Annotated in this window: 19 protein-coding genes; 6 read left to right on the top strand and 13 right to left on the bottom strand. The window is 62.8% G+C overall.

Annotation, left to right across the window (positions count from 1 at the left end):
- Window positions 1-39: 39 nt before the first annotated feature.
- Window positions 40-1,425, bottom strand: coding sequence for a cytochrome P450 (locus CH302_RS28170; protein WP_176458347.1), 1,386 nt, complete (start codon window positions 1,423-1,425; stop codon window positions 40-42).
- Between the two features lie 633 nt (window positions 1,426-2,058).
- On the opposite strand from CH302_RS28170, the gene CH302_RS28160 reads away from it, so the two are divergent.
- Window positions 2,059-3,888, top strand: a complete 1,830-nt coding sequence (locus CH302_RS28160; protein WP_094610733.1) for a hypothetical protein — start codon at window positions 2,059-2,061, stop codon at window positions 3,886-3,888.
- 138 nt (window positions 3,889-4,026) lie between these two features.
- Here CH302_RS28160 and CH302_RS28155 read toward each other — a convergent pair whose 3' ends face one another.
- The 5 genes from CH302_RS28155 to CH302_RS28135 all read right to left on the bottom strand — a co-directional run bounded on the left by CH302_RS28155 (window position 4,027) and on the right by CH302_RS28135 (window position 9,960).
- Complete coding sequence (locus tag CH302_RS28155; RefSeq protein WP_094610734.1) at window positions 4,027-5,019, bottom strand: hypothetical protein; 993 nt, start codon at window positions 5,017-5,019, stop codon at window positions 4,027-4,029.
- A 294-nt stretch (window positions 5,020-5,313) separates the two neighbouring features.
- Complete coding sequence (locus tag CH302_RS28150; RefSeq protein ID WP_094610735.1) at window positions 5,314-6,537, bottom strand: acetyl-CoA C-acyltransferase; 1,224 nt, start codon at window positions 6,535-6,537, stop codon at window positions 5,314-5,316.
- Window positions 6,538-6,581: 44 nt separating this feature from the next.
- Entirely contained in the window at window positions 6,582-7,562 is a 981-nt protein-coding gene (locus CH302_RS28145; protein ID WP_094610736.1) for an NAD(P)H-dependent flavin oxidoreductase, read from the bottom strand.
- 48 nt (window positions 7,563-7,610) lie between these two features.
- Complete coding sequence (locus CH302_RS28140; protein ID WP_176458348.1) at window positions 7,611-8,957, bottom strand: MFS transporter; 1,347 nt, start codon at window positions 8,955-8,957, stop codon at window positions 7,611-7,613.
- A gap of 142 nt (window positions 8,958-9,099) precedes the next feature.
- Window positions 9,100-9,960, bottom strand: a complete 861-nt coding sequence (locus CH302_RS28135; RefSeq protein WP_094610737.1) for a helix-turn-helix transcriptional regulator — start codon at window positions 9,958-9,960, stop codon at window positions 9,100-9,102.
- A gap of 162 nt (window positions 9,961-10,122) precedes the next feature.
- Here CH302_RS28135 and CH302_RS28130 point away from each other — a divergent pair, with 162 nt between their 5' ends.
- From CH302_RS28130 to CH302_RS28120, 3 genes are read left to right on the top strand one after another with little or no spacing between them, the layout of a single operon-like run.
- On the top strand, window positions 10,123-11,775 hold the full coding sequence (locus CH302_RS28130) for an AMP-binding protein (RefSeq protein ID WP_094610807.1): 1,653 nt from the start codon (window positions 10,123-10,125) through the stop codon (window positions 11,773-11,775).
- An 8-nt stretch (window positions 11,776-11,783) separates the two neighbouring features.
- Window positions 11,784-12,566: an enoyl-CoA hydratase/isomerase family protein gene (locus CH302_RS28125; RefSeq protein ID WP_094610738.1), complete on the top strand. Its 783-nt coding sequence runs from the start codon at window positions 11,784-11,786 to the stop codon at window positions 12,564-12,566.
- Window positions 12,567-12,569: 3 nt separating this feature from the next.
- Window positions 12,570-13,556 carry an MBL fold metallo-hydrolase gene (locus CH302_RS28120; protein WP_217902953.1) on the top strand — a complete coding sequence of 329 codons (987 nt, stop codon included), beginning with the start codon at window positions 12,570-12,572 and terminating at the stop codon, window positions 13,554-13,556.
- Between the two features lie 14 nt (window positions 13,557-13,570).
- On the opposite strand, the gene CH302_RS28115 is transcribed toward CH302_RS28120, so the two are convergent.
- Window positions 13,571-14,248: a GntR family transcriptional regulator gene (locus CH302_RS28115; RefSeq protein WP_094610739.1), complete on the bottom strand. Its 678-nt coding sequence runs from the start codon at window positions 14,246-14,248 to the stop codon at window positions 13,571-13,573.
- Between the two features lie 86 nt (window positions 14,249-14,334).
- Between CH302_RS28115 and acnA the strand changes: the two genes are divergently transcribed.
- A complete protein-coding gene (acnA, locus tag CH302_RS28110; RefSeq protein ID WP_217902954.1) occupies window positions 14,335-16,947 on the top strand; it encodes an aconitate hydratase AcnA in 2,613 nt (870 codons plus the stop codon).
- Between the two features lie 14 nt (window positions 16,948-16,961).
- Here the strand turns inward: acnA and CH302_RS28105 are convergent, their stop codons facing one another.
- Both CH302_RS28105 and CH302_RS28100 read right to left on the bottom strand, forming a co-directional pair.
- On the bottom strand, window positions 16,962-17,672 hold the full coding sequence (locus CH302_RS28105; RefSeq protein ID WP_094610741.1) for an RraA family protein: 711 nt from the start codon (window positions 17,670-17,672) through the stop codon (window positions 16,962-16,964).
- Between the two features lie 35 nt (window positions 17,673-17,707).
- The gene (locus tag CH302_RS28100; RefSeq protein WP_094610742.1) at window positions 17,708-18,322 is read right to left on the bottom strand and encodes a LysE family translocator; all 615 of its coding nucleotides are present in this window, start codon (window positions 18,320-18,322) and stop codon (window positions 17,708-17,710) included.
- A 118-nt stretch (window positions 18,323-18,440) separates the two neighbouring features.
- On the opposite strand from CH302_RS28100, the gene CH302_RS28095 reads away from it, so the two are divergent.
- The gene (locus CH302_RS28095; protein WP_094610743.1) at window positions 18,441-18,893 is read left to right on the top strand and encodes an Lrp/AsnC family transcriptional regulator; all 453 of its coding nucleotides are present in this window, start codon (window positions 18,441-18,443) and stop codon (window positions 18,891-18,893) included.
- Window positions 18,894-18,908: 15 nt separating this feature from the next.
- Here CH302_RS28095 and rraA read toward each other — a convergent pair whose 3' ends face one another.
- From rraA to CH302_RS28075, 4 genes are read right to left on the bottom strand one after another with little or no spacing between them, the layout of a single operon-like run.
- A complete protein-coding gene (gene rraA / locus CH302_RS28090) occupies window positions 18,909-19,409 on the bottom strand; it encodes a ribonuclease E activity regulator RraA (protein WP_094610744.1) in 501 nt (166 codons plus the stop codon).
- A 47-nt stretch (window positions 19,410-19,456) separates the two neighbouring features.
- Window positions 19,457-20,197 carry a FadR/GntR family transcriptional regulator gene (locus tag CH302_RS28085; protein ID WP_094610745.1) on the bottom strand — a complete coding sequence of 247 codons (741 nt, stop codon included), beginning with the start codon at window positions 20,195-20,197 and terminating at the stop codon, window positions 19,457-19,459.
- Complete coding sequence (locus CH302_RS28080) at window positions 20,198-20,542, bottom strand: WhiB family transcriptional regulator (protein WP_094610809.1); 345 nt, start codon at window positions 20,540-20,542, stop codon at window positions 20,198-20,200.
- Window positions 20,543-20,564: 22 nt separating this feature from the next.
- Complete coding sequence (locus tag CH302_RS28075) at window positions 20,565-20,885, bottom strand: putative quinol monooxygenase (protein WP_094610746.1); 321 nt, start codon at window positions 20,883-20,885, stop codon at window positions 20,565-20,567.

Below are 20,885 nucleotides of genomic sequence, written 5' to 3'. Positions count from 1 at the left end.
GTTCCCCTTCCTGATCGACCTAGACAGACGACGGTACAGTCACGATCGCCGCGAAACAGAAAGTCTGACGCCATGTGGCCTCATTGTCACTGCTTCGCGTACGTCGAGCTGGTAATCGGGGTCTGCCCGAATCTCGTACCGACGAGCTATGGACGCCAACGCAAGCACCGCCTCGTGTAGGGCGAATTGGCGGCCGATACACGCTCGCAGACCAGTACCCCAAGGCTTGTAGATGCGGCGGTTGGTGTCGCTTGCCTGGCTTGTGGCGAACCTGTCGGGGTCGAAGTTGTGTGCCTCTGGCCCCCACTCCGGTGAGCGGTGCAGCTGTGGAAGGAGAACAAAGACCCATCCCTCGGGCACCTCGTATCCGCCCAGTGAGGTTGCGCCGCGCTCACGTGCCTTGCGGAAGTAGCCGGGTGCAGCGGGCCACAGGCGGAGAGTTTCGTCGACGACGTGTCGTGTCCGTCGCAGCTTGGGCACGTTCTCGAACTCGATGTCGGTGCCATCCGGAGTGACGGCGTCGACTTCGGCGCGTATCCGCTGCATCTCATCCGGTCGGGTGCTCAGGAAATGCAACGCAAAGGCGATGGTTGATGCTGTTGTCTCGTTTCCCGCGATCAAGAAAGTAATGATCTGATTGCGGATGTTCTCCAGTGTCAGTCTGTCGCCCGTATGGGGGTCTGGCGTGTTGAGCATGTGTGCGAGCAGATCCGGAGTCGTTTTGTTGGAGTTGGGCTGGGCCATTCGCTGTTCGATCAGGGTGTCGACGGTGTGGCGTATGAACCGGAGGTCCTCATCGTGCTGCCTCGTCGCTCGTCGACCTAGGACAGAGCGGATGATCGGCACATCGTTCGATGACTTGTTGACATATTGAAGGACGCGGGCGATGGCGTCCGCAAAGGGTACGGGCTGGCGAAATGAGCCGAAATCATGCGACAGGGCGCAACGCCCGATGACGTCGAAGGTCAGTTTCGAGCACTCGTCGTAGGCGTCTACCGGACCCGATCTGCCGTCCCACGAGGTCCGAAGTTCGTTGACTGATTGCTGCATGGCTTCGTGGTAACCGCGCATGGCCGCTTTGCTGAACGCCGGCCCGAGCACGACATGCGCGCGATGCCAGTTCGGCTCTGAGTTGAACGCGGTGAACAGACCGTCTTCGCCGATGGCACGTAGCTTCCGATGTGGCAGGGCAAGAAATTTGGCCCAGTACTTCTCGTCGTTTACTTCCGCAACAAGCTCGGGTTCCGAGACCACCACGAGTCGGTGGCCAAAAATCTTGCGTTCGTAGATCCCCCCGAGTTCGGTGGCCATTGCCATCTCTTTTTGAACAGGCTTGGCGGTATCGAGACCAATGACGTCTCCGGCAAACGGCAGCCGGTAGCGCGGGTGAGGCAGAGTTTTCGAGATGGTTTGGGCAATCTCCATGCCAGACAGTGTCCCCCACGTTTACGGACACTGGTCGCCGACCATGTCTGACGCATCAGTTGAGTGCGGTCCGGGTAACGCATGGAGACCGTCTGAATGACAGGGGTGTAATTCTCGGTGTCTTCCTCGGCGTGTCACAGCGCTTCGAAAATGATTCTGGTTCAGGATGGACTCCGGTTGGGACCGAAGACGAAGGAGGCCGTGCCATGCCGATGCCCAGTAAGGGTGACCGGACGTCGCTGACTGTCCGACTGCCGTCAGAGCTGATTGACACGCTCAAGGCACAGCGGAGCTCGGCTGGCGCTACGTCTCTGAGTCAGTACGTTGCCGATCTTATTGCGATTGCTAGTGACCGGGAAGATCTTGCGCGCGAGCTGAATCGCGCGCAAGAGCAGGGGGTGCTGCCGTTGACTGCGTAGCTGTCTTGACCCCAAACCGACGTTTGGGTCATACGACCAACTAAATCTGCGCAGCACCTTGAGATGACAAAAACCCCCGGCGTGCGGGCCGAGGGTTTCTGAAGTCAGAGAGGCGAGTGACTAGCTCGCAACTCGTTCTGTGTTGCTTTTCCCCGAAGGGACTGTCTTGGCGGACATGTCTCAGGGTACATCGTGCCCTGAAGTAGGTACAAGATTGAATGCTCGTGTCGTCCATCCGGATGCGACTGCGGACCGGCTGTGGCATCGATTCGCACCGGCCATTGCTGCGCGCCGGTCGATGAGGCTGTACGACCCGACGACGCGTAAATACGTGTCGGCGGGTCCGTTGACGGTCAAAAGGCCGGCATTGCCATCGGCTGTGCCGTTGTTCTCACGCGGTCGCGCCGGCGTCGTTGCCTTAGACTTCGACACCAAACACCACGGCCACGCCGCCGTTGTCGCCGACGTGACGCGTCTGCTGGCTTGGTTGACCGAATGCGGCGGCCGCGCAGTAGTCGACGAATCGACCAGCGGCGGCCGACACGTGCTGATACCGCTGGCACCGGGAAGAACAGTCACTGCTGACGAGGTACGGCCGTTGTTGCGCCTTCTCTCAGCGCGACTTCCCACGTTGGACATCACACCGATGACAAACGACGCCACCGGCTGCATCACCGTGCCGGGCTCGCAGTGCAAAGAAGGTGGCTACAGAACCCTCGTCGATCTTGACCCGGCGGCAGCGTCCGACATCCTGATAGTCGGGTCCGATGCCGGCACACTTCAGCGGCTCGAAGCTCTGCTCGGAGGAACGGGCGGAGCGGCTACAAGCCCGATCGTCGCCCACATCCGCGCCGAGACGTCCGCCGAACGGGTCCTCGGCAGCAGCGATGACGCCCGGTTACATCCGCGTTTCTGCCGCTCCACCCCGCCGCCGCGCTGCGTCCTCGACTTCGCCAGCACCGGCCGCATCGACACCCGCCGCTGGCTCTCCCGCTCGGAAGCACGCCAGTCCGTCATCACCCACGCCGTCCTCGCCGGCGCCAGCACCGCCGACATCCTCACCCGTGTCACCGAACCCGCGTGGGTGGGTGTGCGTGCCGCGTACGCCCGCTACGCCCAACCCGAACGCGCCATCCGCCGCGACGCTGCCCGCGCCCTCGACTGGGCCACATCAACACTCCCAGAACCAGTCCGGGATACCGGGCACAAGCAAAAGCACACAGGGGGTACCTACGATCCAGTACTTTGCTCATGGCTTACCCACGCTCAAACCTGGGTTGCTAAGGAGTTTCTTCACCGACGAGACCGATGGACTACCCATGCCGTCGTTCAAGCATTGGCGTGGGCTGCTGCAGTGTCAGGCCAGATAGTGGAAGGCGTTCCCACCGTCGGTGTAGGCGGGCGATCACTGTCCATCGCCGCCGGCATGCTTCCCGAATCGACGGTGTGGTCAGTTCTGGAGCGGCTGCGCGACATGGAAGGCTCACCGCTGTTGCTGATCGAGCGCGGAGTGGGTCAGAACCCCGACCGGTACGCGCTGGTGCCCACACACGCGGGACGAGCGACAGGCATCGACACTTCGACAGGGTTAGCAGAGGTCGAATCGGTACACCCGGCATGGAGTGTCATTGGATGGCGTCACCGCGTCCTTTACGACGCAGTGGCCAGCTCAGCAGAACCTCTGACCCCGGACGAGTTGTTCACAGCCGTCGGGGTCGGACGTACCAGCGGGTACGAGGCCTTGCTCGATCTGCGCGTTGCCGGTCTGCTCACGGTCGAGAACGCCCACGTCGGTGTGGGGCCGGTCGAACTCGACGATATCGGCCATCGTCACGGCCTCACGTCGGCCATCCGCGCCCGCATCGTGCGCCACCGCGCCGAACGCATCGTCTGGCGAGAATGGCTCGCAGCCCGAGACGAGGCACGCACCCCGCCCGAACCTGACCGGTCGTTGTTCGCGATCGCCGACAAACACCCTGCCGATCCACCCGACCGCGACTACATCATGGCGGTGATGAACACCGGTCCACCTGACCCGTTCTAAGACACCGTGCCGGTCACGTACCTCGGCCAGACGTGAATATCGTCTTCGTCGTTTGTCGGGATCAGGTGGTCGTCAACTTTTCTTGACGATAGGTAGTGTTGTTGCTCGCCTTCATCCCTACGCGGACATCCAGGGTTTTCAGAGTGTTTCGTTACCGAGTAGGTCGAGTGTGCGCTGTAGGAGCATTTCGATACGGTCTTCGACGTCGTCGACCATGTCGGGAACGCCGGCCAAAGCGGTATGTGCGCGGCGTCGTGCATCGACGCCTGAGCGGTAGTACCCGGGATCGAGTTCCACTGAGCGCTCCAACTCGACTGAGCGCTCCAACTCGGTAGGGTCGACGACCTGGGGTTGTTCGGTGTCCCAGCGATTCTGCGAGGTGACGACGCGATGGAGGCGCGAGTTGTGTAGCGGTGCGTTCCCGGCGCGGTGCATGGCAAGTACCGATCCGATTTCGGCGGCAGTCATCGCGGCGACGGGTAGGGGCATGTGCCCCCATCGATCGATCGGGACCGCGATCGGGCCCGATCGGATCGGCCACGCAGACATTTCGGGAAACCTGTTGTCCTGCAAATGCTCTGCGAGCAGAGTTGTCGAGGGGTATCGGTCGGAAAACTGCAAGACCGTGCGCCACCGCTCCCACACTTCGACCGGCTTGAAGTCGGTGACGCCGTGGGCGTTGATACGAATGCGGTGGTGGCCGCTGATCCAGACACTCTCCCCGTCGATGGTGATCTCGCCGCGGTCTAGAGATGCAATCGCCCTGTGCGACAGACCAGCTCCGGCCAAGAGAAGTAGTACGGCGTCACGGCGTCCGAACAATGCCGCCGTCGATCCATCGGTCGGTAGTCCGGCCGCGATCACCTGATACTGCACGGCGCATCTGGTGGTTCTTGCGCTGCGGGCAGAATCCAATGCCAACCGGAGCGAAGTCGCGCGACCCGGCGCGGGGTGGCCGGCATCGAGGTGGACGTGGTTGATGGCGGAGACCCGTCGCAACTGCACCGTCTCGCCAGCAGGGTTCCCGTCGAGAAACTCCGCCAATGTGGTTGGCGTCGCGGGTAGGGGCTCGACGTCGGCGGCAGCGCACCAGTCGGCGAACAGCGCCCACTGGTAGCGGTACCCGCTCACGCGGTGCTCTGGCTCGGTGCCACCTGCGCGACGGTACCGGCCTGGGCCGACACAGGCGGATCGGGACACCCGGAGCGGACGACTACAACGATCCTGACCAGAACCCATCGGGATGCGAAGTCTGCCAATCGCCTCGGCAGCAGTTACCGCACCGTCAGTAGAAATTGACGGTGCGGCGGGGGACGCCTTACGCCGGGATGTGGTAGGCCGCCGAGTGCAGTTATCGCACCGTCAAGAAGGGTTGACGCCCAGCATTTCAGCCGTGGATGCATGCCGACCGCGACGTTGAGATCTTCAGTAAACCCCCAGGCTCGCAGAGGATACGTGGCGCGCGCCGTCCGTTGGCGCGCGGACCAGTAGCGCGTTCCCCTGCCCCCCGCCGCCGCACAAGGCGGCAGCGCCGGTGCCTCCACCGCGACGATTCAGTGAGTGGGCCAGCGACAAAGCGAGTCGTGCACCGGACATCCCGACAGGGTGTCCGAGTGCGATCGCCCCGCCATTGATGTTTACTCGATTCATGTCGAGTCCTAGCTGTCGCACCGAAGCGAGGACGACGCCTGCGAACGCTTCATTGATTTCCACCTGATCCAAGTCACCGATCTTCAGGCCGTCTTTTTGGAGGGCCTTGGTGATCGCCTGTGCGGGCTGATAAAGCAGCGAGGTGTCGGGGCCTGCGACGAATGCAGACGCACCGAGCTCAGCGAGCGAATCGATCCCGAGCTTCTGAGCCTTGGTTTTGCTCATCAACACGACCGCGGCCGCGCCGTCGGACAGCTGCGACGAAGAACCAGCGGTGATGACTCCGTCCTTCAGGAATGCGGGTCGAAGCGTGCTCAGCGCTTCAACTGTGGTTCCGCCGCGGATGCCCTCGTCGTCAGTGACGGTTGTCGGACCGCGTCGGGACTTGATCTCGACTGGCACGATCTCGTCGCCGAAAGATCCGTTCTTCGTGGCTGTGGCAGCGAGCGTGTGTGACCGAACGGCGAAGGAGTCCTGATTCGCACGATCGAGATCGGTGCCTTGCATGTAGCGGTCGGTAGCTTCACCCATGGAGACCTCGTCGAACCCGCAGGTAAGGGCGTCGCGATCGAGCGCGTCATCGAGACATGCACTACCGTAACGGAATCCGGTGCGTGCACCGCGCGCGAGATACGGTGCATTGGTCATGGACTCCATGCCGCCCGCGACGACGATGTCTGCATCGCCCGACTCGATGAGTCGGTTCGCGTCGATGATCGCCTGCAGCCCGGACAAGCACAGGTTGTTGATCGTGACGGCCGGACTGGACAACGGGATACCCGCAACAGCTGCGGCCAGTCGGGCGGGATTCGGACCGACGCCCGCCTGCACGACGTTGCCCATGATGACTGCATCGACCATGGACGCATCGATTTTGGCTTTACCCAGGGCGCTTCGGATTGCGTGCGCACCGAGGTCGACGGCGCTCAGCGAAGACAACGCACCCGCGAGCTTGCCTATCGGAGTACGAGCCCCGGCCACCAGGACGGTGTTGGTCATAGTTCGGTTCCTTCGTAGGTGGACTGCTGTTGCGTGTGGGTGGGTCAGTGGCTGATCTGGTCGGGGAGCGTCTGGACGATGATGTTGTGCGCCTCATCGAGAATTGTTTGCACTACCTCTGCGCAGCTTGCGACCTCACGAATCAATCCTTGAGCTTGGCTGGCCCACCACAGCCCGTCGTCGATGTTCCCGTTGCCATATACCTGTTCGCGGCCGCGTGCACCGCTAGCCAGAGCTGCGACGTCCGCGAAAGTTGCTCCGGTACGTTTGGATATATCGGCAATTTTTTCGGACACAGCGTTTCGTGCCACGCGTGCTGTGTTGTCGAATTCGCGAAACACGAGCACCGTGTCACGTTCGGTGTTTCGAACGATCTGGTTTTTCACGTTGTCGTGGATCGGGGCTTCGGTGGTGGCCATGAACCGCGTTCCCATATTGACTGCCGAAGCGCCCAGAGCGAGCGCGGCCACGAGGCCCGAGCCGGTCGCGATTCCGCCGCTTGCGATGATGGGAATTGTCAAGGCATGGGCGGCAGCTGGGATGAGGACGAGGCCGGGTATGTCGTCTGCGCCTGGATGGCCAGCGCATTCGAAGCCGTCGATGCTGACGGCGTCGACGCCGACTTGTTCGGCTTTGATTGCGTGTCGAACCGAGACTGCTTTGTGGATGACCTTTATGCCGGCTGCTCTGAATGCTGGTAGGTGAGGTTGCGGGTTTCCGCCCGCGGTTTCGACGATGGTGATCCCGGCGGCGATGATGGCGTCCCGGTACTCGTCGTACGGAACGGGGGTGATGGTGGGCAAAATCGTCAGGTTGACGCCGAAGGGCCGGTCGGTCATGTCCCGGCACCGCATAATTTCCTTGACCAAGGCCTCCGGCGAAGGCTGAGTCAGGGCGGTGATGAATCCAAGGGCACCGGTATTTGCCACAGCGCCGATCAGATCGGCGTTGCCGACTGCCGTCATACCACCGCAGACAATGGGGTGCTCGATGCCGAAGGTTCGGGTGAATGCGTTGTCGAACAAGTACTTTCCTTTGGCTCGTCACAGGCCTCTGTGCAGTAAGGGTGTGGTCTAAACCTGTGCAGATCGTGAAGGCGCTGCTTCGTTTCCGCTCTGTTCCATTGGGCGGTGGCGTGTTTCGGGGAGAAACGACGCGCAGATCAGGCTCAAGACGCCGAAGCCGGTCAGCATCCATCCCACAGCGTGACTGCCGTATCGACTGGCCAGCTCTGCAGCAAGTGTCGGGGCGGTTCCGCCGCCGACGACGCCAGCGATGGCGTACGCCATGCCCGCACCCGTGTAGCGATACTCGGTCTTGAACATCTCCGGCAGCAGAGCACCGGCGGGGCCGTAGGAGATTCCCATGATGATCAAGGCCAGAGTGAGACCGGCGAAGAACGCCAAGGGTGAGCCGATGTCGATGAGCGGGAACAACAACAGGCCCCCAGGGATCGACAGCAGGCACGATCCCAACACCATCCTGCGACGCCCGACCCGATCCGAGTACGTGGCCGCAAGCGCTGTGGCAGCTGCGAATACGAGAGCGGCGAGCAGCCCCAGAGACAGGACGGCGGTGCGGCTCAGGCCAAGGGTGGCGGTGCCGTATGACGTGAGGTAGGCGGTACCGATGTAGAAGAAGGCAAACATCATCGACAGCGCACCCGCGGCGAGCAACAGTTCGCGCGGTTGATTCTTGAACACCCCGATCAGTGGCCCGGTCGCCGATCCCTGGCGCGGAGCCTGGCGAGCAAACATGGGGGTTTCTTCGACCTTCAAGCGGACGTAGAGCCCGATGAGGACGAGAAGTGCGCTGGCCAGGAAGGGGATTCGCCAGCCGTAATCGAGGAAAGCACTCGAGGTCTCTCCGACGAACAGGTTCACGATCAGAAAGGTTCCGCTGGAGAGGACGAAAGCAAGCGATGGACCGAGTTGCGGGAACAACGCGTAGAGCCCCCGTTTCCCTTTCGGGGCGTACTCGGTGGCCAACAGGGTTGCGCCGGCCCACTCACCACCGACCGCAAGACCTTGCGCGACGCGGAGTACAACCAGAATGATCGGTGCTGCGATCCCGATCGAGGACGCGCTGGGGATACAACCGATGAGAACGGTGGCGATACCCATCAGCAACAGGGTGCTGATCAGAGTCTTCTTTCGGCCGATTCGGTCACCGAAATGTCCGAATATAGCCGCGCCGAGTGGGCGTGCAATGAACGCGACCGCGAAGGTCGCAAAAGAGGCGACCGTGCCGGCCGCAGTGCCGAGTGCAGGAAAGAAGACTTTCGGGAACACCAGGGCCGCGGCCGTGCCGTAGATGAAGAAGTCGTAGAACTCGATCGTGGTTCCGGTGCAGCTCGCTATCGCGACGCGGCGCATGGGGGTGGCAGGGGGCACGCCTACCGGGTCGATCATTCTGGACATGAAAATCTCCTGCTCGACGGGCCCTGGCAGTCCGATGACCGGCGGGCTGTGTACGAGGAGAAGTGTGAGCGTCATTACATCCGTCGAGAACCCCCCAAAGTGGGTCGCGCTCTCTCGTAACCCCTTTCGGGGGTAGTTTGTGTCAGCGGATGAGACCACGCTCGCGGGCTATCAGCACGGCCTGCATGCGGTTGCCGGCGTGAAGCTTGCGCATCGCACTCTTGAGGTAGGACTTGACGGTGTTGGGAAGCAGACCCAGAGTCTCCCCGACGTCCTTGTTGCTGGAGCCGCGGGCGATCTCGGTGAGGACGTCGACTTCGCGAGGCCGCAACGACACCGCGGGCGTCGAGGACGGGGCGGGTACCAAGATCGGTGCGAAGCGGCTACCGATGGCCTCTAATCGCATACGCAAGGTGGCGTCATCGACGGCGACCGCAAGATTGGTGAGCTCTTGCGCTATGTCGAACATATCGGCGCGACTGAGGGTCGCCTGGTCCGGCTGAGCACGGGTCCTGAGAAGAGCCATCCGGCGATTGACTTCGTCTTCGACGGCGATGTCGCGCTCGATGCGTCTGATCAACGGTGTGAAGCTGTCGAACCATCGATCCCCCAGCGGCACGTGAGTACGAGCGGCGAGGTATACCAGGATGCGCGGAGTGCGATCGACGACGATCGGTAGCGCAGCGAGAGTTTCGATTGCCTCCGGCCGCACCGCGTGGTCGTAGACGTGGGTGATTCCCTGCGCGGAGAAGTAGTTTGCGACCGAGACCGGACGCGCAAGCCGTAGCGCTTTGCCGCCGAGACCCTCGCCGTTTCGCACAACGAGATTGACGGCAGACCGGGTACGCACTCCGGCAAGATCGGTGATCTCCATCGCCGTTGCACCCCGGTGCACCGGACCCCCGAAGACCATATCCATTCCTGCCTGACGGCGGAGTTGTTCGAGCGACCGGGCAAGAATCCGCCGCTCGATCGGCAGTGCAGGCTCGAACGGGCTGTCCATTCGTTCACCTCCTCGGGGGTTCTGTTTCCGACAGTAGTGAGTACGGTCACAGTGGGGCAATCCTGTACCTCCGAAAGGGGGTGCGGGCGGCAGACCTCCCTTCGGGGGTGCCGCATGGCAGTTCTCTGGGTCACATTTGATCGTGTGAACGGAGGAGCACACATGACCACGCAACCGAGCTATGCCGCTGGACCGACCGACACGCCCCTGCTCGACGACACCATCGGAGACGCGTTCGACCGCACCGTGACGTCCTTCCCTGATCGAGAAGCTGTGGTGGATGTGCAGTCCGGTCGCCGCTGGACGTACGCAACATTGGGTTCCGATGTCGATGCACTGGCGTCGGCGATGATCGATCTCGGTGTTCAGGCAGGCGATCGGGTCGGCATCTGGGCACCGAACTGCCCTGAATGGACGATCGTGCAGATTGCCGCAGCCAAAGCGGGTGCGATATTGGTGGCGATCAACCCCGCCTACCGGACCCATGAACTCGAATACGTACTGTCCCAATCCGGCATCAGCACGATGTTCGCGTTGCCGTCGTTCAAGTCGTCCGACTACGCCGCGATGCTCGCCTCGGCCGCACCGAAGTCCCCGGCCCTCGAACAGGTGGTGTACTTCGGAACGGATCAGTGGGCGGACCTCCTGACACACGGAAGCCACCTCCCGGCGCAGCTGTTGGCGATCAGACAAGGCGCTCTCGACGCGAGCGACCCCATCAACATTCAATACACTTCGGGGACAACCGGATTCCCGAAAGGCGTCACGCTCTCTCACCGCAATATCCTCAACAACGGATACTTCGTCGGCAACATGGTCGGCTATACCGAGCAGGACCGGATCTGCGTGCCGGTGCCCTTCTACCATTGCTTCGGAATGGTGATGGGCAATCTCGGCGCGATAGCGCACGGTGCGTGCGTCGTCATCCCCGCTCCCGCGTTCGATCCGACCGCAACCTTGAAGGCATGTCAGCAGGAGCGGTGCACCTCCCTGTACGGCGTGCCGACCATGTTCATAGCCCTGCTGGAGGTACCCGGGTTCGATACCTTCGATCTCTCTGCGATCCGAACCGGCATCATGGCCGGCTCACCGTGCCCGGTCGAGGTCATGAAGCAGATCTGCCGATGGATGCCCGAAGTCGCGATCGCCTACGGCATGACCGAAACCTCACCCGCGTCGACACAGACGGCGGCCGACGATCCCCTCGAGCGCAGGGTGTCCACGGTCGGACGCGCGCACCCTCACGTGAAGCTTAGGATCATCGATCCGGTCAGCGGCGACACGGTGCCGTGCGGCGAGCCCGGCGAGCTCTGTGTACGGGGCTACTCCGTGATGCTGGGCTATTGGAACCAACCCGACAAGACAGCCGAAACCATCGACGCCGACGGGTGGATTCATACCGGGGACCTTGCTGTGATGGACGACGACCACTTCGTCTCTATCACGGGGCGTATCAAGGACTTGGTCATTCGCGGCGGGGAGAACGTCTATCCCCGAGAGATCGAGGAGTTTCTCTACACCCACCCCGACATTCTCGACGCCCAGGTCATCGGAGTTCCGGACGACAAGTTTGGCGAGGAACTGATGGTGTGGCTTCGTCTGAGGGCCGGTGCGGCACCGATCGATGCCGAGGACCTGCGCGCGTTCTGCACGGGCAAACTCGCAAGGTACAAGATCCCTCGGTTCGTGCACTGCGTCGAGGAATTCCCCATGACCGTCAGCGGCAAAGTTCGCAAGGCCGAGATGCGCGAGCGTGCTCGCGACATTCTCGGCATCGCCACCACTACCGATCCCCACACTGCAGCAATCGGATAGGAAACGACATGAGCTGGACCATCGAACGACGTGGACGCGTTGCCGTAGTCACCATGAACACCAACCCCGTCAACGCACAGAACAGAGCATTCTTCGCCGACCTGCACGACGCGTTCGACGAGCTCGAACGCGAGCACACCGACTCTCCCGTCGTATTGACCGGCACCGGCACCCGGTTCTCGGCAGGACTCGACCTCGGTGAGCACTTCCCTCTGTTCGCGGGCGACACCGACACCGTCGCCTCTTGGTTCCAGGACTACCGCGCCACGAACATGCGGCTCTTCACCTATCCGCGCCCCACCGTGGCAGCGGTCAACGGCCATGCGTTCGCAGGCGGTTTGATCACCGCTGCTGTGTGTGACCGGCGAGTGGCAGTCAACGAGGGTGCCAAATTCGGAATCAACGAGGTCCCAATCGGAATCCCGATGCCCGCGGTGTACCTCCGAATGCTCGCCTACGCGTGGGGTGAGCCCGTCGCGTCACGGGCGTGTCTGCAGGGAGAGATATACGGAACCGACGACGCGCTTCGTTTGGGTTTCGTCCACGAACTGGCCGCGGCAGACGAGCTTGTCGACCGGGCGGTGACCATTGCCGAATCGACTCCCGAGGACTGCATCGGCAACTACGCGTACACCAAGCGCGCCCTGCAAGCACCCGCTCTGCGCGATATCGCCGCACTGTCGGATCCACTCGACGTAGCCGAACTTGCGGCCGGCATGACCAGCGAGGGGTCCCGCCGCGCGCATCGTCGCTACTGGGAACAGCTCAAGGGCAGGCCCGCCGAGTGGTGAGTCGTGGCGAATGATCAAGGCCTGCTGCCGGACTGGCTGATCTGGCACCAGCGTCCGTTCCCCGACTCGAACCTACTGCTGATCGACGGGGCGACGCCCGCACTCGTCGACAGTGGGTTCGTCGCGCATGCAGAAGACACCGCCGCATTGGTACAGGAGCACACCCGGCACCTGCACCGCGTGGTGAACACACATTGGCATTCCGACCATGTGGGGGCCAACGGGCTCTTGCAGGCGAGGGGCGCAGGTATTGCGGCCAGCGTCCCGGATGCCGACGCGCTCGCGCGCAGGGACCCGGGATGCTGCTCCGCCGAATACCTCGATCAGCCCGTTGCGCCGTACACCGTGGACGAGCCGCTGACGGGCGAGACCGTCCTACGCCTCGGCGATACCGATTGGCAGGTGGTGCTCACCCCCGGTCACACCGCCGGACATATCGCCCTGTGGCAACCGGACGAGCGAGTGCTGATCGTGGGAGATGCACTGTCGGACTACGACGTCGGATGGGTCGATCGGGCCCAGGACGGACCGGACGTCGCTGCAGTGGCAGCATCCTCGCTCCGGAGACTCGCGCAGCTGATGCCGCGGACCGTGATTCCTGCGCACGGCTGCATTCCGGTTGATCCCGTCGCCGCGTTCGACAACGCACTACGCCGGGCCGATCGCCTCGTCGACGATCCGGACGGTGCGGTCTGGTACGGAATACGCCGAATATTCGCTTTTGCGTTGATGATTCGCGGCGGGATCACCGTCGCCGACGTCGACGAGTACCTGAATCGACGGATGTGGTTGACAGACGCTGCGCGCCTGCTGCGTACCTCCCCTGAATCGCTGTCAAGCGAGTTGGTCGAATCTATGGTTCGAAGCAAAGCCGTCGTCGTACGGTCCGGGATCCTGCACGCGGCAGCAGCGCACACAGCGGTGTCGCAACGAGCACTCGACGTGGTGCCATTTCCGCGTGAGTGGCCAGCGGTCGCCGCGCGGGCATGAACCCGTCCTGGACCTCACGGCGAGGGCACGTCTGCGAGCGCGACGATTGCTCGCCTACCGAGGCTGCGACGGATGTGCTCGGTCATCGATTTCGCTGCAACATCAGCATTTCCGGCGGCGACGGCTTCGTAGATCGCACGGTGCTCGGCTTCGACCCGTGCGCGATCACGGGTGGAATCTCCGCCGTGCCGAAGGCCGACGAGCCGGTAGCGGTCGGCCTTGTCCCACAGCCGCTCGAGAATGTCGATCAGAACCGGGTTTGCGGACGCTCGGTAGACGGCGCGATGGAACTCACGGTGACGCAGGAGTGCGTCGAGATCCCCCGCATCGGTAATGGGCTCGAGCCTGCCGAGCGCGAGCTCGATGTTCGAGATGTCGGAGTTCGTTCGATTTTGCGCCGCCAACGATGTCGCGAGCGGGTCGAGGCTCTCGCGGACCTGGTAGAGATGGCGAGCCTCCTCGGCGGAGACCGGGGTTACCCGCGCGTCGCGGTGCGCTTCGAGTGAAATCATTCCCTCCGCTGCGAGCCGTCGGATCGCTTCTCGCAGCGGTGTCGTGCTCACCCCCAGTTCTGCGGCCAATTTCGCCTGGCCGATGACCGATCCCGCCTCGAGATCTCCGGTGAGGATTTGAGTCCGCAGCTGCGCGTACGCGTAATCGGTCTTGGTGAACGCGGTATCGGGATAAACCATTCTGCGGGCCTTCCCTCGGCACAGGTGAACAACCGTCGACTCGGACTCTAACACTGAGGCTATAGGTTATAACCTATAGTGAGATGATGACCTCTTATTCGACGGCGACGATCACCGATGACGACGGCCGAGTTTTGACCATCGTCGACGTCGAAGCCACGGTCGGGACGGAGGTCTACCGCAGGTGGCCGGTAGTTCTACGCCTGCTCGCCGAAAACGTCCTTCGGACCGGATCACCCGAGGTCGGCGCACGTGCGCTTCGCGACCTACAGTCCTGGCTCGAAAACCGCTCCAGCACCGCCGAAATCCCGTTCCTGCCGGGCCGTCTGATGATGCACGACACCACGAGCACGCCGGCGCTGGTGGACATCGCCGCGATGCGTGACGTCGTGGCCGCCCGCGGCGGTGACCCGACGTCGCTGACTCCGGTCCTCCCCGTCGAGGTGTCGGTCGATCATTCCCTCGCCGTGGAAGCCTTCGCGCAGGGCGACGCCGCCGGCATCAATCTCGCCCACGACATGCGTCGCAACGGCGAGCGCTATCGCTTTCTCGCCTGGGCATCGAAGGCAATGAAGACGGTGCACATCAGCCGGCCAGGCACCGGCATCATGCACACGATCAATCTCGAACAACTCGCCACAGTGGTCACCGTCGAACATCGACACGGTGTCGACTGGGCAGTGCCGGACATGATGCTCGGAACCGACTCTCACACCCCGATGATCAACGGACTCGGCGTCTTGGCCTGGGGAATCGGAGGGCTCGAAGCCCAATCTGTCATGTTCGGCATGCCCACCACGCTGCAGATTCCCGACGTCGTCGGCGTCCGGTTGACCGGCACCATGCCGCCCGGGGTCATGGCGACCGACCTCGCCCTGACGGTGACCCACCGACTGCGCGAGATCGGAGTCACGGGTGAATTCGTCGAGTTCTACGGGCCCGGGGTGTCGTCGTTGACCGTCGGAGACCGCTCGGTCGTTGCGAACATGGCACCCGAGTACGGTGCCACCACCGGCTACTTCCCGGTGGACGAGCATGCTCTCGAATACCTGTCCGACACAGGACGAACCGAGCGTCATTGCCTTCTTGTCGATACCGTCGTCCGGCGGTCCGGGCTGTGGTTCGACCCCGATGCAATTCCGGACTACACCCGATCCATCACCATCGATCTCTCGCTCATCGAGACCTCCGTCGCCGGACCGCGCCGCCCACAAGACCTGATGCCGCTTTCGGCCGCACGAGATGCCATAACGCGGGATGGAGCGCCCCCGACGAACGACGGCGGCCCTCTGCCGGACTTCCCGGTCGCCATTGCATCGATCACCAGCTGCACCAACACCTCCGATCCGCGACTTCTGATAGCCGCCGGCCTGTTGGCCAGAAGAGCACGCCAGCGCGGACTCACCACACCGTCGTGGGTCAAGACCTCCCTGGCACCCGGATCACCCTCCGCCGCAAGCATTCTCGACCGCGCAGAGCTGATCGACGATCTCGCCGCAGTCGGTTTCGACATCGTCGGCTACGGCTGCGCAACGTGTATCGGTAATTCCGGCGGCCTGCTAGACGCCGTTGCTCGCGCCGTGGACACCGGCGTCCGTACCCCGGTCGCTGTGCTCTCGGGCAACCGCAACTTCCCCGGTCGGGTGCACCCCGATCTCGAGTTGGGGTTGCTGATGTCGCCGCCACTGGTGATCGCCTACGCCTTGGCCGGCGACGCCTCGATCGATCTGACCACCGAGCCTCTGGGCGTCGACACCGAGGGCAATCCGGTTCACCTGTCGGATATCTGGCCTGACGCCACCGAGATCGACCGCATCCTCGCTGCGGCACGACGACCCCAGGACGTCCTCGACGATTTCGCGTCGGCGTCGGCGAACACTGCCTGGGACGCAATCGAGGCTCCGACCGGTCCAATGTTTCCTTGGGATCCCGACTCGACGGCCCTGCGTCCATCGCCCTTCGCCGACCGGGAGTTCGCGGACAATGTTCTGGGGGACTTCACCGCTTATCCGTTGCTGGTGCTCGGCGACGACATCACCACCGACCACATCTCCCCTGCCAGCGCCATACCCAAACACAGTTCCGCCGCGGATTACCTGGTCGAGCGGGGAGTCTCCCGCGATGACCTCAACGTCTTCGCATCGCGTCGCGGAAATTGGGAGCTCATGGTACGCGGCGCATTTCACAACCGCAGCGTCCGCAACGCACTGGCCCCCGACGCGCCGATCGCGCACACCGTGCACAGCCCCAGTGGCGACGTCATGCCGCTGCTGACCGCAGCCCGACGATACAGCGCTGACGGGAACTCCCTGGTCATCGTCGCCGGCGAGCGTTACGGGATGGGTTCCTCACGCGACTGGGCCGCGAAGGCCGTCCGGTTGCTCGGGGTGCGCGCCGTCCTCGCGCGCAGTTTCGAGCGCATCCATCGCTCCAACCTCATCGGAGTCGGTGTCCTGCCACTCATCGTTCCATCCGACGCCGCCGATGCGCTCGCACTGTGCGTTCCCGGGGACCGTATTAGGGTCGCCGCGCTACCGCACGACCTCCATACCCGTGAGGTGACGGTGACTCTGTTACGCAGAGACGGCACCGAACTGGTGTTCATCACGGTCGTTGCGGCCGAGACCGAACAGGACGAGCAACTCCTGCGGCGCGGGGGCGTCATTCCCGCGATTCTGGACCGTACTGCTGCTGGTTAGTCGCGAACTCCGCGCTATTCTTCGACTGCCGCGCCGATGGAGCGGAGGTGGGTCCTGAACGTGACGCGGGGGTCGGCCTGCCTCGCGGCGCGGTAGGCCTCGAACTGTGACTGTTCGCGAAAGGTCGATCCAGCCGTCATCCTCGCGGCCTGAGTGCGTTCGGTATCGCGGATCGATGCCGCCTGTACTGCTACTTCGGCGGCTCGGTCGATCGGTACGAACAAGACCCCGTCGTCATCGGCCAGGACGAAATCTGCAGCAGTCACGACGTGAGAGCCACACGACGCTTCCGATACCGCCATATCCGGACCGCCTTCGTCGGCGCGATCCGGTCCGACCGCAAGCGCACCGGCACTGAAAATCGGCATACGAATTGTTGTGAGCTGCCGGGTATCTCGATGCAATCCCCAGACAACGATGCCCGACAACCCTGCCTGTGCCGTCTCGAGCGCGACAAGGTCACCGATACAGGCTTCGTCGTCGCGGCCGCCGTTGTCGACGACGAGTACCTCACCTCGCTCCGAACGATCGAGCGCGTCCAAGAACACATCGACGCTACCGCGGTGAATCACGGGGTGAACGCGACCGACGAGATGGATGCCGTCCCACAGTGGCCTCAAGTGCTTCGGTGCACATCGAACCGGAACGCCCAGGCGCATACATGCGTCCGCGACGTGAGCGGTGGCGAGGTCGAGGTACCCCCACTGCAGTGCACTGTTGTTCACGTTAAATCTCTTTCTGCTCGAACCGATTTGGGTAGTCAACGAATTTGCTCGATGAGCAGGACTGCTCCGATGCCGATCATCGCGATGCCGGATAGTCGGGTCACGACACGAGCCGCTTGCGGCCGTGCACTGAGCACCCGTCGCGCTCCGAGTGCGACACCTACATAGACAACGGCGCAACTGGCAATGTGGACCAGCCCGAGAACGACGATCTGAGCCGAAACAGGAAGTCCTGCAGCGCGGGAGGTGAACTGCGGTAACAGAGCCAAGAACAGGAGGAAGACTTTCGGATTGAGAACACTGACGCCCACTCCCGTGAACGCCTGTCGCACCCCGGATGTCGATGCCGCATCCATATCCGCCCGTGGGGCAGGGGGATTGCGCACTGCACCGATGCCGAGCCACGCCAGATAGAGCGCACCGACGACCGTCAGCCCGGTCATGACGTTCGGTGATTCGGCGACCAGAGCCGCCACGCCCGCTGCGACAACCAGGGTCGCGATGAGATGCCCCGTCAGCATTCCACCGACGGCAGGTAGGACCGACCGCTGGCGCAGGCCCGCAGAGATCGCGTAGGCCCAGTCCGCGCCCGGTGTCAGGACGAACAACGCGGACACCGCCCAGAAGGCGGCGATACTTCCCAGTGTCATCTACTCGAACTCCGATCCTCGCGGCATTGACTCCCCTCGGGCAATGATAGATAGGATCAGCAGGTATTTTTACCTATAGATTGCTGCTTTCAGTCTCGCGGTTGGTAGATTCGACCCTGTGGATCGAATCGATAAGAAGATTCTTGCGGAGCTGCAGCAGGATGGCCGCCTGTCGGTGACCGAACTCGCCGAGCGAGTGAGCCTGAGCGTCTCACCGTGCCATCGCCGAGTGAAGGCATTGGAGGCTTCCGGGGCCATCAGTAGCTATCGAGCGTTGCTCGATGCCGAGGTGCTGGGCCTGACGTTCGAGGCCCTCATTTTCGTCAGCATGCACACCGCCGACCGATCGACCATCGCAGCATTCGAAGACGCCGTGGCAAAGGTCCCGAACATTCTTCAAGTGCAGCGATTGTTCGGCGACCCCGACTACCTGATGCGAGTCATCGCCCGCGACAGGTCCGCATTCCAGCAACTCTACGATCACAGTCTCGCGACACTGCCTGGCGTTCAACGACTTGTGTCGACCCTGGTCATGAAGAACGTCGTACTCGACCGCTCCCTGCCGTTGTGAACCGATCGCGGCCTGTTACTGCTGCGCGACAACCACAATGCCGTCCACGTCGGAATACAGGTAGTCCCCCGGCTCGAAGTCGACCCGACCGAAAGAGACGGTGACTGCGACTTCACCGACGCCGGTCTTGGAACTCTTTCTCGGGTTCGTTCCCAACGCTTTGATCCCGATCGGTAGGCGGTCGAGCTCTGCGGAGTCACGCACTGCGGCGTTGACGACGAGTCCAGCCCATCCGTTCTCGACGGCCAGCTCGGCCATGTGGTCGCCCATCAGTGCAACGTGCACCGAACCCCCACCGTCGACGACGAGGACGTCTCCGTTGCCCGGCGATTCCAGCAAGCCCCTCATCAGGAAGTTGTCCTCAAGGCAGCGGACCGTGCGGATCTTTCCGCTGAACCGGTCCACGGACCCGAAAGATCGGAACTGGGTGTCGCACGAACGGACAGTCGGGCCGATGTCGTCGGCCAAGTCGTTCGTCGATACCTCACCGGCGCTGAACTGCTCGGCTACGGACATGCGTGTACTCCATTTCGGTCGATGTTCGGTGGGCCAGCGATGGAGGACTACGCCGGCTCTGCCTTTTGTTCGATTCGACTCTCGGCGAGCGCCTCGTTGAGGCGCTTGGTTGCTCGTTCCATATGCACCGTCATGGCCGCAGACGAGGCGTCGCCGTTCTGCGCGGCGATGCCCTCGAAAACGGGAACGTGCTCGAGGTACGACGGCTCGTGGGAGTCCGCGGCGTCCATGACGCGTCGGATCCACACGTCGAGAAGTGTGCCGATACTGCCGAGCATGCTCGACAGCACTGTGTTTCCGGTCGATCTGGCGATACTCAGATGGAAAGCGACGTCCGCGTCGACGAATTCTGCGGTGGTCTTGGCACGGCGCATGTCCTCGAGGTGGCCTTTGATCTCGGCCAGATCCTCTTCGGACCTGCGCTCGGCGGCCAGTCGCGAGGTGAGGATCTCGAGGTGTTGCCGCGTTTCCACGAGATCGGACGTTCTCTGCTCTCCGACCAGTAAGCCCCACTCCACCACGCGCGGAAGAAGGCTCGAGTCCGGTGATCGCACGTAGGTGCCGTCACCTTGCCTGACCTCGAGGAGCCCGAGCAGGCCCAGTGACTTCAACGCCTCACGGACGACGAACCGTCCGACTCCGAACGATTCTGCCAACTGACGCTCGGACGGCATCCTCGAACCGGGTGTCATCTGGCCGGAGAACACCGCTTCCAGCAACGCTTTGGCGACCTCTGCAGACAGAGGTTCGCGCGGAGTCTGCGTGATACGTGCAAATTGGTCGCCCACTCAACCACTGTAGCGTATGTCATCATCGCTACGCTGGCTCGACGCACGGTGGGTCAGTCGGGCACGTTCGGTTGCGGTCAATCCACCCCACACTCCATAGGGCTCGCCGGCTTGCAATGCGTACTCGCGACATCGGCTCACGACCGGGCACTGCGCACAGATCTCTTTCGCTTCCTGCTCCCGTTCGGTTCTACTGCGACCACGCAGGCCGTTCGGTGCAAAGAACGTCGCCGACGAGGTTCCTCGGCAGCGTCCGAGCAGTTGCCACTCCCATTCCTCTGTCCGGGCCGGGGGTAGTACGGGCGGCGTAGCTGCGTATTTCGCGATGCGGGCACGATCGGTCATCTGTGCCATAGGGGCTCTCCTTTCAGTGCGTCTCGATGGTGCCGAGCAACATCGGAACCGCGAATGTATTTCGATGTCCGCCGGCCACAACGTATTTCGCCGCTGCTTCTTGCCATCGCGCGTAGTGCGGTGCGCTGCGATGCGTGACTCGGAATGCGTGTTCGTCGGCATATATTTCGTAGAGGTGGAATCTGGTGTCGATCGCTGCGTCGCGGTGGACGTCGAAAGTGAGACAACCAGACTCGTCCTGCAACGATGCTCGGGCGTTGACCGTGACTGCCTCCACGAACTTCTCGAGGTGTTCGGGTCGGACGTCGAGGGTGACGAACACTGTGAACGGCAT

Origin of the sequence: Rhodococcus sp. 15-2388-1-1a (assembly GCF_002259145.1) — a bacterium.
Classification (GTDB): domain Bacteria; phylum Actinomycetota; class Actinomycetes; order Mycobacteriales; family Mycobacteriaceae; genus Rhodococcoides.
This window is presented reverse-complemented; position numbering and strand designations above follow the sequence as displayed.

Coding starts and splice junctions, on each gene's coding strand:
- CH302_RS28100 (WP_094610742.1), bottom strand. CDS start 18,322: ATGACACTGGGAAGTATCGCCGCCTTCTGGGCGGTGTCCGCGTTGTTC.
- CH302_RS28115 (WP_094610739.1), bottom strand. CDS start 14,248: ATGGTTTATCCCGATACCGCGTTCACCAAGACCGATTACGCGTACGCG.
- CH302_RS28150 (WP_094610735.1), bottom strand. CDS start 6,537: ATGACCAACACCGTCCTGGTGGCCGGGGCTCGTACTCCGATAGGCAAG.
- CH302_RS28080 (WP_094610809.1), bottom strand. CDS start 20,542: ATGACCGATCGTGCCCGCATCGCGAAATACGCAGCTACGCCGCCCGTA.
- CH302_RS28140 (WP_176458348.1), bottom strand. CDS start 8,957: ATGTCCAGAATGATCGACCCGGTAGGCGTGCCCCCTGCCACCCCCATG.
- CH302_RS28130 (WP_094610807.1), top strand. CDS start 10,123: ATGACCACGCAACCGAGCTATGCCGCTGGACCGACCGACACGCCCCTG.
- CH302_RS28170 (WP_176458347.1), bottom strand. CDS start 1,425: ATGGAGATTGCCCAAACCATCTCGAAAACTCTGCCTCACCCGCGCTAC.
- acnA (WP_217902954.1), top strand. CDS start 14,335: ATGACCTCTTATTCGACGGCGACGATCACCGATGACGACGGCCGAGTT.
- rraA (WP_094610744.1), bottom strand. CDS start 19,409: ATGTCCGTAGCCGAGCAGTTCAGCGCCGGTGAGGTATCGACGAACGAC.
- CH302_RS28135 (WP_094610737.1), bottom strand. CDS start 9,960: ATGGACAGCCCGTTCGAGCCTGCACTGCCGATCGAGCGGCGGATTCTT.
- CH302_RS28075 (WP_094610746.1), bottom strand. CDS start 20,885: ATGCCGTTCACAGTGTTCGTCACCCTCGACGTCCGACCCGAACACCTC.
- CH302_RS28125 (WP_094610738.1), top strand. CDS start 11,784: ATGAGCTGGACCATCGAACGACGTGGACGCGTTGCCGTAGTCACCATG.